We start from the raw sequence: 10,663 nt of genomic DNA on the forward strand, positions 1-10,663 counted from the left end.
AGACACACAATGCCCAGCGTTGACCCACGCCAACACTGGGCTCAGTGATTAGAAGTTCACGCCAAAGCTTACAGCTAAGAAGTCGCGGTCTTTTTGAGTGTTGTAACGGCCATCAAAGAAGTTGGTGTACGACACACTGGCGGTATAGGTGTGCTGGTAATCAGCATCTAAGCCAAAGCTGATCGCTTTAGCGCCTTCGTTAAACTGACCATTAGGACCGTAGCCATCCACGTCATGGGAGAAAGCCATATTTGGGTGCAAGTTAATACCGGCGAATACATCGCTGTAATCTAAGATACCGCGGACACGGTAGCCCCAAGAGTTTTTAGTCACAAAACCATGGTCGCCATACTTAGCCATTGAGGTACCTGCTGGGTCAACGGCACTACCATTCACGCCAAAGATTGGGTCTCGTCCATAACGGATACTGTGTTTATCGCGCTTACTCTCCAAGCCACCGACATGGGTCCAGCCAACTTCACCAACCAGAGTGGCGCGGCTAGCACCAAACACTTGGTCAAAGAAGTGAGTGAAAGTGGTTTGCAGTTGCGTAACCTCTTTACGGTTATAACCTTTTTGAATCGCACCCGCGCGCTTATTCTGCCAAGCAGACGCATCAGGATTAACTGGAGCAGCTAAAGCCAAGGTCATTTGCTGGGTGTTAATTTGTACCGGCATATTTGGACGGTAGCTGACTTCCCCTTGCCACGCCGTACCTGTCGGCAAACTGGTAGAGAAGCTTAAACCGTATAAGCGAATATCTTCTGGATAGTCCATAAAGTAGCTACCATTTGCCACTGCTCCAGCCAAACCAAGAGTAGGCAGAAGACCTAGAATGGGGTTAGTTGGGTCAGCCTGAGCCAACATTCCTCCAAGTACAGGCAAATCATTGGTAATACTATTAATCACATCAGCATTCGCATTCTTCATGCTTAAGAAAGGCGTGCGGCTGTGGTAATTCATAAAGTAAGCGCCATACTCGGTATTATCACCGAGCCAGCGGAATGCCGTACCCCACTGGCCACTGTCACCAGGGGTTCTATCCTTACTACGAGAAACACGCATACCTTCACGGTCGTAATGAATACCATTCACAGTATCTAGAACAGATCCAGCTGCAGGAATGAGCGGGGCCAAGCCACCCAGCATAGTTTGCAGGCCCGGCAGATTATCCTCTAGTAGATTTTTATATTGCTCATCAAGAATATAATAATTGTCATTACAACCGTTGGCAGCAACGTCTGCAGTGGAGAAGAAGGTACCGCAGTTATCAACAATGGTTTGCTTCCAGCTAATCTGATAGAAAGCTTCCATAGACAACTGATCAGTTAAGTTCTGTGAAGCAAAGAGCATATTAACTGGAATCAGGCCTTCTTTTACTTCAGCACCCGGACGACGGAACGCTGCCACATCAATGGGGTTAACCGCATTAATACCGTTTAAAATAAAGGTACTTTCACCCCAGCTCACAACTTGCTTACCTAAACGTACAGTACCAGGCTGATCAGCAATGGCGTAGTTGTGGTAGACAAAGGCATCGAGGATTTCTGCACCACGGTTTTTCGCCGCTTCTTTACGGCCTTTATTTTCAATTTTCTTAAATGGATGATGCACATCTTCTAGCTCAGCGTCATACCAGTACTTACCGCGAACAAATACGCCAGAGTCTTTGTAACGCAACTCCAGGTCATGAATCCCTTTAAAAATCTGTGAAAAAGTTTTACCGCGCTGGAAGTTCAAACGACCATCATCACCGGTTTGGGTGTAACCAGTTCCACCGTTAGAACTACCAATAAAGCGTTTGTCACGCTTTGCTGTGGACCAGCTCGCACCCACTGACAGTGCGCTATCAAAAGAGCCTTCAACCTCCCCCAGGTCAAAAGTAATTGCAGAGGCTGGTGCTGCTAATACTGATGCTAAGCCTACGGCCAATGGCAATTTTGCCAAACGCCAGACGTTTTGTTGTTTTGTTGTCATGGATGCAACTCCGATTGTTATTTTGGCTGTTGGCAGTATAACCAACCACTTTCTTAGACCAATCAACCAAAAGACTGATTAATCACACCAACCGCTCTAAATTGGCGGCTTTAAACGCGATAACACCTTCTATCTATACTCTACACTGCAGCAAACGTGCCAACTAAAAACCTGACCCTCAAGTCATTTTGATAGCCTGCACAGCTATCACCTACAGAGTGGATAAAAATACCGAGCTATCCGCTTGCAACTGCTCGATCTCCACCCGAATACGCTTCTTATCCAGCTTGCCCACACTGGTTTTGGGTATTTCAGTAACAACTGCTACCTGAGTCGGTACCGCCCACTTACTGAGCAATCCTTGCTCAACGAAAGGCTTAAGGTGCTCCTTAATAGCGCGCGCATCGAACTGCTGCCCCGGATGTAAAGTCACCATCACAAAAGGGCGCTCACCCCATTGTGGATCTGGTACGCCAACCACTGCTGCTTCACGCACTGCCGGATGACGACTGATTAAGTCCTCTAATTCCAACGATGACACCCACTCACCACCAGTTTTAATCACATCTTTAATACGATCGCGAATTTCAATAAAGCCCATGGTGCAAATAGTCGCTACATCACCAGTATGCATCCAGCCATGCGCCCACAACTCTTCCCCTTTCTCTGGCTCGCGCAAGTAGTTTTGGGTGAGCCAGGGTGCGCGCAAAACCAACTCGCCTTGCTGTTTACCGTCATGGACTAAGAACTGACCATCGGCATCCATCAAAGCAGCCTCAACCATGGGCACAGGAATACCAGCTTTAATTCGATAGGTAATTTGCTCATCTTCACTGGCTGCTTGCAGCTGCTCATTGAGCATTGCGGCAGAAATTAACGGGCAGGTTTCTGACATACCGTAAGCTGCAGTCAACTGAATACCTTGCGCTAAGGCAGCATCGTATAAAGCTCGCGGCAACGCGCTACCACCAATAATCAGTTTCCAGCCCTTAAAATCTTTACCTTGCGCAGCTTTAGCCCCAAGAATCATTTGCACTATCGTGGGGACGCAATGTGAGAAAGTAACGCTTTCACGCTCCCACAACTCCACTAACACTTCAGGATCATAGCGCCCAGGGTACACCTGCTTCAGGCCGAGCATAGTCGCGACGTAGGGCATTCCCCAAGCATGCACATGAAACATTGGGGTAATGGGCATATACACATCATCGGTGCCACATAGACGCACACTGTCCACGCTCCCCACCACAGAAGCCATGGCTAGGGTATGCAAGACCAACTGCCGGTGAGTGAAGTACACTCCTTTGGGGTTGCCAGTGGTACCAGTCGTATAAAAAGTGGTGGCCACAGAGTTTTCATCAAATTCCGCAAATGCATAGTGCGGCGCTGCACTGGCTAAGAGCGCTTCATATTCACCCACTGAATCAACCAGCTCGACAGCTTCCTGCCCTGCATCTGCTAGCAGTAATGTGCGTTCAACAGTGGTTAACTCGTCGGCCAAACCCGCATAGAGTTCAGCAAACTCACTATTGACCAAGACAAAGCGGTCTTCGGCATGATTCATGGTGTAAAGAATTTGCTGCGGTGATAAGCGCACATTAATAGTGTGCAGCACCGCCCCCAGCATCGGCACGGCAAACATACATTCGAGATAACGATGACTATCCCAATCCATCACCGCCACTGTATCACCGGCTTTGACTCCCATTTGGGTCAAAACATTAGCCAAGCGCGCAATACGCTCCACGAAGGTGGTGTAGCTGTAACGCAGTTGATCGCGGTAAACAATTTCACGACTGCTCTCGTAGCGCACGCCAGAGAGTAAAAGACTTTTAATCAGCAGAGGGGCGGCATGAGCATTTTCAGCTGAAGGCAAAATTCGTGTCTGAAGCATGTGGATACCTATTGTTATTTTTGATTTTTCATCTGTATTAACAAAGGTATAGCTAGGCATGAGCTAATACATCAGCCTAAAGCATGAATTGTTGTATAGCTCTTTATCGCGCAACAGCAAGCAATCACAACGATGCCGGTATTTTTCAGTAAGAAAACTGGATCAGTAGGCATTAAAAATCAGCTACTGAGTCACACGTAACAACTGCCGCGTAGGGTTATTCAGTCAGCCATACCAAGCTGGCAAAACGACCGGTCACGGACTCGCGCCGGTAAGAATAAAACCTTGCATCGGTTAGGGTGCACAAGCCCCCGCCATATACAGCCTGCACACCACAAGCCGCTAAGCGGATGCGCGCTAACTGATAAAGATCAGCAAGCCAACGCCCGGCATTAGAGCTGGCAACAAAAGCATGACGGGCAGCAGCATGCTGCTGGGTAAAAGCCTCACGCACCTCGCCGCCCACTTCAAAAACTTCAGCGCCAATAGCAGGCCCAAGCCAAGCCATAATCTGCTGTGGCGCAACCTGCATCGCGCTCACAGTATTTTCCAGCACCCCAGCAGCCAAGCTGCGCCAACCGGCATGGGCCGCCGCCACACAGGTGCCTGCTTGATCAGTAAACAACACTGGCAAACAATCAGCACTCATAATGCAGCTCGCTAGAGCAATGTCGCGCGAAACACTGGCATCAGCACTTAACACCTGCTGTGCATTGGCAGCCACTACTTGATTGCCATGCACTTGATTTAACCAAGTGGGCTGGCAACCTAAAGCTGTGGCTAAATAGCGGCGATTGGCCTGCACTTGCTCAGCACAGTCGCCAACATGCGCACCTAAGTTAAAGTGCGCAAAAGGCGCTGCACTGTCGCCGTGGCTGCGCGTAGTAACACAGGCGCGGACATTTTTTGGCGCAGGCCAATCAGGCGTCAGCCAATCCAGTGGCTTTAAGCTTAATTCGTGGCTCACCCAACAAATGCCTCACGATCCTGACGCAACAAGGTCAACAGCCAAGTAAAGTCTTCTGGCAGCGGTGCCTCCCACTTCATGCGTTTGCCTGTCGCGGGGTGCTCAAGCTCTAAGAAGCGCGCATGCAGTGCTTGCCGCGGAAACTCTTTGAGCGACTCTAACAGGGTTGGATTAACCGCTGGCGGGATACGAAAGCGTCCGCCGTAGGCAGGGTCACCCACCAATGGAAAACCAACATGCGTCATATGCACACGAATTTGGTGGGTACGCCCAGTTTCGAGCATCACCCGCGTGTGGGTATGGGAGCGGAAGCGCTCTAACACACGGTAATGGCTCACCGCTGGCTTACCGCTATCAATCACAGCCATGCGTTGGCGCTGTTGGCCATGACGACCAATCGGCGCATCAATGGTTGCCCCAGAGGTAATCACCCCAACCACAATCGCCTCATAGGTACGCCCGACACTACGGGCTTGCAACTGCTCAACTAAGCTGGTGTGCGCCACCAATGTTTTGGCCACCACCATTAAACCTGTGGTGTCTTTATCTAAACGGTGCACAATACCGGCACGGGGCACTTCAATCAGGTTAGGCACATGAAAAAGCAGCGCATTTAATAAAGTCCCATCTGGATGCCCAGCAGCAGGATGCACTACCAGACCTGCAGGCTTATTCAGCACTAAAATATGCTCGTCTTCGTAGACGATATCCAATGGAATATCTTGCGCGACCCACTCACCCTGAGCCTCATGCTCAGCCGTCAAATGTAGCTCAGAGCCACTGTAAACCGTATCTCGCGGTCGAATAATCTGACCATCCACGGTCAAACGATTTTCTTTGATCCATGCAGTCAAACGTGAACGGGAATGCTCCGGGAACAACTGCGCAGCAACCTGATCTAAGCGTTTACCACCCAGCTCCACTGGAACCTTTGCGTATAATTGAATTGTTTCAGTCGTATTTGTTGGCATACTCATCAACAGAGAATGCGTAGGCTTTGGTTTCAAGCGCACGCTTGTGGTTAAATACAGCATAATTTGCTTTGGATCACGATCCAAGGTGTTCACTATAACAGGACGGCTCACTGCAAGTCAGCCAACCGTTTACCGGCGTACTCAATCATGCATCTAAGGCACCTGCTATTTATCGCTATTTTTACCTTACTAGGCGCCTGTGCGTCCAAGGGTATTGATGAAACTCTAAGCGAAACCGCGCTCTACCAGCAAGCGCAAACAGATCTTGAGAAAAACAGATACTCATCAGCGGTGAGCAAATTAAAAGCATTAGAATCACGCTATCCCTTTGGTCGTTATGCCGAGCAAGCTCAGCTAGAGCTGATTTATGCATACTACAAAAACATGGAGCCTGAAGCTTCACGCGCTTCTGCTGACCGTTTTATCCGCCTGCATCCCCAGCATGCCAATGTGGACTATGCCTATTATATGAAAGGCATCGCATCTTTTGATCAAGACCGCGGCTTGTTAGCGCGCTTTTTACCCTTAGATATGTCGCAGCGCGACCCTGGCGCAGCACGTAACTCGTACAATGAGTTTGCCCAGCTCACCAACCGCTTCCCAAACAGCCGTTATGCCCCAGACGCCAAGCAACGGATGATTTACTTGCGCAACTTGCTGGCAGCGTATGAAGTGCATGTGGCTTACTTCTACCTAAAACGCCAATCTTATGTGGCAGCGCTCAACCGTGGCCGCTATATCGTTGAAAACTTTCAAGAAACCCCATCAGTGGCTGACGGCTTAGCCATTATGACGGAGGCCTACCAGCACCTAGCGCTCAATGATTTAGCTGAAATCAGCTTAGAAACATTGCAGTTGAACTACCCAGAGCACGCAAGTTTAGCCAGTGGTACCTTTAAGCCTCGAGTGAAAGATTACGATGAGCGCTCTTGGTTAAGTATGGCCACCTTAGGTTTTATCGAGGGTAATGAAGATTTACGCCCACAGCAAACACAAGCCAGCAAAGATGTGATCCGTCAGTATGAAGACGCTGCAGAACAAGTGCCGGACAGTGTGCGTACCGCGATTAACAATGACAAACCCAAGCGCAGCTGGCTCAATCGTCTAACCTTTGGCGTATTCGGGAAATAAAAGACAATTTAGCAAACAAATAAAAAGGAGGCACAAGGCCTCCTTTTTATTATCTTTCGCACGGCAAAATAACTTTCAACAAGTTATTTTGCCGATACAAAAAAGGAGCTATCTGCACAGATGCTCCTTTAATGCGCCCTCTTCAACAGTTGTGCCGCTGGTTCCGTCGCGACCCGGATAAGGTGGCGGGCTTGCTTGAAAAACACGGGGTAACATGTTTTTACGCACACAACCTCGATAAAGGCCGTGTGCTTGGGCATAGAATCTAAACAAGCCGTGAACTGGTTCCCAGTGTAGCTAACCATCACGAGAGAATGCTTGCTAAAACAGCAAAAAAACTGGCAATATAGCAATAAAAAACCAACCAATATCAATTCACGGCAAAATAAAACCTTCCAAGTCAAATAACCAGCAACCTAATCAGCAAAAGAGGCAAAAATGGACAAGCTTGACCGCTATGATTTACGTATCCTGCAAGAACTGCAGAACAATGCCCAACTGTCCAATCAAGACCTCGCCGAGCGCATTGGTTTATCAGCTTCGCCCTGCTCACGCCGAGTTAAAGCTCTAGAGGATGGGGGCTATATTTTAAAGCACGTAGCTTTGCTGGACCGTAAAAAGCTGGGCCTGACATTAACTGCGTATGTATTAATTGGCATGGACCGACATACACCTGAGCGTTTCGAGAATTTTCAAACGCAGATATGCCAGTGGCCAGAAGTGCTGGAATGCAGTCTAGTCACCGGCATGGATGCAGATTATCAACTCAAAGTCATAGTGCCAGACATGGATCACTACCAAAAATTTCTACTGGAAAAGCTGACTCGAGTAGAGGGGGTGACCAGTGTGCGCTCAAGTTTTGTGCTAAATCATGTGCAACTCTCAACCGCTTTGCCATTAAGCCACCTCAGTACTTAATCGCTGCTAAAACACTGCTGCACTAGGATCTTGTGTGCATTTTTTAGACTTAGGAGTCACCTGTCCTTACATTGTCATTTTTTTGGCGTATAATATTGACATACTTATGTGCTGGATCAATGAAACACTGTTACTTAACTGATTTGACCGTGATAAATCATGTTACTTAGCAGCGCAGATAATACATTGTGCAAGATACACAGCAGCCTGTTAGATGATTTGGAAAACTATGGAAACTGAAGTATTCGAAGAGCTCATGGTGACCGTCTTAGTAGGTGGTCTCATTTTATTTATGGCTTTTATCGTTTGGGACTTAGCTAAAAAATCTAAAGCGGGCCGTTATGGCACTGCCGTTTTGTTTTTTGCTTTAGGCCTCGGTGTATTCGGTTTCCTGATTAAAACCATAGTGATTGCCATTAAAGGCCTGTAACTCTCGCCGCCACTGCTTTCACTCCTACCCTGCCAGACTACTAACATTTACTGCTCCCAGCCTATTTAAACCTTTAATACTCCAAGGATACACCGAATGAAAGCTGCTGATATCGTTATGCAGAGCTATGGCCGCTGCTGTGCAAGCGATGGTTTTTTCGACTCATTTTATGACCACTTTCTCGCTAGCTCGCCAGAAATACGCGACAAGTTCGCCAACACCAATATGGCTGGTCAAAAACTCCTCTTACGCCAAGGCATTTTAAACGTAGTGCTGCATGCCCGCGGTATGCCCGATACCAAACTTAAAGCTCTGGGTTGCTCGCACTCACGCAAAGGCATGAATATTCGTCCTGAGCTCTACACCCTATGGTTTAATGCTCTGGCTGCCACCATCCGTGAGCATGACAAACAAAGCACCACCGAAATCATCCAAGCTTGGCGCGAAGTTGTCAGTAAAAGTGTTGAAGTTATTATTGCTGAATACTAAGCCAAGGCTGGCAAACAGCTGTGGGTGACTGGCCTAGCCTTGCCCATAGCGCTAATTGAGCAAATGCCAGAGTTACCCGCTAGCAGGTTAAATCTGGCAGCGCCAGAGTGCGCCACTGCCCGCTAGGCAAATCAGCTAAATGCCACTCACCAATTTGCACCCGCACTAAGCGCAGAGTTGGCAAGCCGACTGCCGCAGTCATCCGCCGCACCTGTCGGTTGCGTCCCTCATAAATCGTCAGCTGCAGCCAAGCCGTGGGTATTTGTTTACGCTCACGCACTGGCGGAGTACGCGGCCACAACTCCGGCTCAGCAATATGCTCAACCTCAGCAGGAGCAGTAAGACCATCTTTAAGTTCGATACCATCACGTAAACGCTGTAATTGCTCTGCCTGTGGAGCACCCTCCACCTGCACCCAATACACTTTACGCAGTTTAAACTTAGGCTCAGCAATGCGCGCTTGCAAACGGCCGCTATTGGTGAGCAATACTAGGCCTTCGCTGTCCCGGTCTAAACGCCCAGCAGGGTACACTCCGGCTACGGGCACATAGTCTTTTAACGTGGCCCGCCCTAACTCATCGGTAAACTGCGTCAGCACATCATAGGGCTTATTGAGCATTAATAAGCACGGCTGAGCGGGTTCTGCTGGGCGCTGCCGTGGAGTTTTGCGCGAGCGCTGAGCAGGACTTTTAAAACGCTGCGCATGAGAACGCGGCTTCATTGGCTTGTTCATTAGCGCACCTATACCGCCAAGCAGGCGGCAAGCTCCGCCAACCAAGGTTCAGCATCACTCTCTGGCGTGACTGTTTCACTGGCATCTAAGCGCAGCATTTCTTGCAACTCGACAATGCCCAGCTCAGCGTAAAGTTCGCGAATCGCTTCACCGCCTGCGCAAAAGTCTTCGCCATAGCAGGCATCCCCCAAGCCAATCACCGCCCCCAGCAACCCCGCCCACTGCGGCGGCTGATCACGCAAAGCATTGACTAAAAGCTGCAAGTTTTCCGGTAACTCTCCCATTCCGGTGGTTGAGGTTACAAACAATAGCGCCTCGGGTTCTAAAGCCACTAGTTCAGAATAAGATATACGCGGCTTATAGCTGACATTGAGCCCCGCTGCAGTCAACACTTGTGCAGCGTGATGCGCTACATCTTCTGCTGCACCAAATACTGTGCCGGACACAATCACCAGTTTAATCGCCATACTCGACAGCTGCCTCAATCAATAAAATTGCTCGAATAATATTTAAAATGCTTGAATAGTTTTCATCATAGCAAGAATCTATAATTCTTTGACATCCTCCCCCAGCTAAAGCAGGGGGATTCCTACTACTAGACGGCCATGCCCGACCGCGAGAATGTTCTTGGCCGCATTCACATCGCGGTTGCTGTGCGTGACACCACACGCACTGCACGTCCATTCTCTTATTCCAAGCCCTGCGATACCTCTCGGCCTCGATTCGGGCAAACTGCCACAACTCGAACAGGTTTGGGTGGTGTATGCCTCGTTGACTTCCTTAAAAACAATGCCTGCGTGAGCGCACTTATAGTCCAACATTGTTTTACATTAAAATACCAGCGGCCACGGGCATCTTCGTTAAAACTGGCAGAGCGAAACTTGTATTGGCTCAAGCCAAAACTGTCCCACACGTTGAAGTAGTGGCCGTTGTGGTAGACCTGACCATTTTTCCACTGTGCCGCAGCCGTATTAACGGGAATCCAGCCAAGTGAACGCCTGACACCACCCGATTTGCGCCAATTCAACCGCGCCTTATTAAACTGTTTGCGGCGCGTGACATACTCAACTGCAATACGCTGCACTGTTTGGCTGTGTAGCCCTAAGTCCTTACCTGCGCCATTGGTATACCTCTGAACATCATAGGCAGA

General features: G+C 49.0%; 11 protein-coding genes. 4 read left to right on the forward strand and 7 right to left on the reverse strand.

The features are described from left to right. Positions 1-48: 48 nt before the first annotated feature. The 4 genes from O6P33_RS13110 to rluD all read right to left on the reverse strand — a co-directional run bounded on the left by O6P33_RS13110 (position 49) and on the right by rluD (position 5,809). Positions 49-1,977, reverse strand: coding sequence for a DUF1302 domain-containing protein (locus O6P33_RS13110; RefSeq protein WP_269818209.1), 1,929 nt, complete (start codon positions 1,975-1,977; stop codon positions 49-51). 211 nt (positions 1,978-2,188) lie between these two features. Next, positions 2,189-3,871 carry a fatty acid--CoA ligase gene (locus O6P33_RS13115; protein ID WP_269818210.1) on the reverse strand — a complete coding sequence of 561 codons (1,683 nt, stop codon included), beginning with the start codon at positions 3,869-3,871 and terminating at the stop codon, positions 2,189-2,191. 217 nt (positions 3,872-4,088) lie between these two features. Further along, a complete protein-coding gene (gene pgeF, locus O6P33_RS13120) occupies positions 4,089-4,838 on the reverse strand; it encodes a peptidoglycan editing factor PgeF (protein ID WP_269818211.1) in 750 nt (249 codons plus the stop codon). After that, the gene (rluD, locus tag O6P33_RS13125) at positions 4,835-5,809 is read right to left on the reverse strand and encodes a 23S rRNA pseudouridine(1911/1915/1917) synthase RluD (RefSeq protein ID WP_269819545.1); all 975 of its coding nucleotides are present in this window, start codon (positions 5,807-5,809) and stop codon (positions 4,835-4,837) included. The genes pgeF and rluD overlap by 4 nt, the downstream gene beginning before the upstream one ends. A gap of 150 nt (positions 5,810-5,959) precedes the next feature. Here rluD and O6P33_RS13130 point away from each other — a divergent pair, with 150 nt between their 5' ends. The 4 genes from O6P33_RS13130 to O6P33_RS13145 all read left to right on the forward strand — a co-directional run bounded on the left by O6P33_RS13130 (position 5,960) and on the right by O6P33_RS13145 (position 8,780). Then, complete coding sequence (locus O6P33_RS13130; RefSeq protein ID WP_269818212.1) at positions 5,960-6,943, forward strand: outer membrane protein assembly factor BamD; 984 nt, start codon at positions 5,960-5,962, stop codon at positions 6,941-6,943. A gap of 438 nt (positions 6,944-7,381) precedes the next feature. Then, on the forward strand, positions 7,382-7,861 hold the full coding sequence (locus tag O6P33_RS13135) for an Lrp/AsnC family transcriptional regulator (RefSeq protein ID WP_269818214.1): 480 nt from the start codon (positions 7,382-7,384) through the stop codon (positions 7,859-7,861). Positions 7,862-8,090: 229 nt separating this feature from the next. Further along, the gene (locus O6P33_RS13140; protein ID WP_269819546.1) at positions 8,091-8,291 is read left to right on the forward strand and encodes a DUF2788 domain-containing protein; all 201 of its coding nucleotides are present in this window, start codon (positions 8,091-8,093) and stop codon (positions 8,289-8,291) included. A 96-nt stretch (positions 8,292-8,387) separates the two neighbouring features. Further along, positions 8,388-8,780 (forward strand): globin, encoded by a 393-nt coding sequence (locus O6P33_RS13145; RefSeq protein ID WP_269818215.1) that lies wholly within the window; start codon positions 8,388-8,390, stop codon positions 8,778-8,780. A 79-nt stretch (positions 8,781-8,859) separates the two neighbouring features. Here the strand turns inward: O6P33_RS13145 and O6P33_RS13150 are convergent, their stop codons facing one another. From O6P33_RS13150 to O6P33_RS13160, 3 genes are all read right to left on the reverse strand, one after another. Then, positions 8,860-9,513 (reverse strand): pseudouridine synthase, encoded by a 654-nt coding sequence (locus O6P33_RS13150; protein ID WP_420094947.1) that lies wholly within the window; start codon positions 9,511-9,513, stop codon positions 8,860-8,862. 8 nt (positions 9,514-9,521) lie between these two features. Then, on the reverse strand, positions 9,522-9,974 hold the full coding sequence (locus tag O6P33_RS13155) for a flavodoxin (RefSeq protein WP_269819548.1): 453 nt from the start codon (positions 9,972-9,974) through the stop codon (positions 9,522-9,524). 111 nt (positions 9,975-10,085) lie between these two features. Continuing rightward, the gene (locus O6P33_RS13160; protein ID WP_420094948.1) at positions 10,086-10,334 is read right to left on the reverse strand and encodes a zinc ribbon domain-containing protein; all 249 of its coding nucleotides are present in this window, start codon (positions 10,332-10,334) and stop codon (positions 10,086-10,088) included. Between the last annotated feature and the right edge of the window lie 329 nt (positions 10,335-10,663).

This window comes from Denitrificimonas caeni, from assembly GCF_027498055.1.
GTDB lineage: Bacteria > Pseudomonadota > Gammaproteobacteria > Pseudomonadales > Pseudomonadaceae > Denitrificimonas.

Coding starts and splice junctions, on each gene's coding strand:
- O6P33_RS13135 (WP_269818214.1), top strand. CDS start 7,382: ATGGACAAGCTTGACCGCTATGATTTACGTATCCTGCAAGAACTGCAG.
- O6P33_RS13160 (WP_420094948.1), bottom strand. CDS start 10,334: ATGTTGGACTATAAGTGCGCTCACGCAGGCATTGTTTTTAAGGAAGTC.
- O6P33_RS13140 (WP_269819546.1), top strand. CDS start 8,091: ATGGAAACTGAAGTATTCGAAGAGCTCATGGTGACCGTCTTAGTAGGT.
- O6P33_RS13110 (WP_269818209.1), bottom strand. CDS start 1,977: ATGACAACAAAACAACAAAACGTCTGGCGTTTGGCAAAATTGCCATTG.
- O6P33_RS13150 (WP_420094947.1), bottom strand. CDS start 9,513: ATGAACAAGCCAATGAAGCCGCGTTCTCATGCGCAGCGTTTTAAAAGT.
- rluD (WP_269819545.1), bottom strand. CDS start 5,809: ATGCCAACAAATACGACTGAAACAATTCAATTATACGCAAAGGTTCCA.
- O6P33_RS13130 (WP_269818212.1), top strand. CDS start 5,960: ATGCATCTAAGGCACCTGCTATTTATCGCTATTTTTACCTTACTAGGC.
- O6P33_RS13145 (WP_269818215.1), top strand. CDS start 8,388: ATGAAAGCTGCTGATATCGTTATGCAGAGCTATGGCCGCTGCTGTGCA.
- O6P33_RS13115 (WP_269818210.1), bottom strand. CDS start 3,871: ATGCTTCAGACACGAATTTTGCCTTCAGCTGAAAATGCTCATGCCGCC.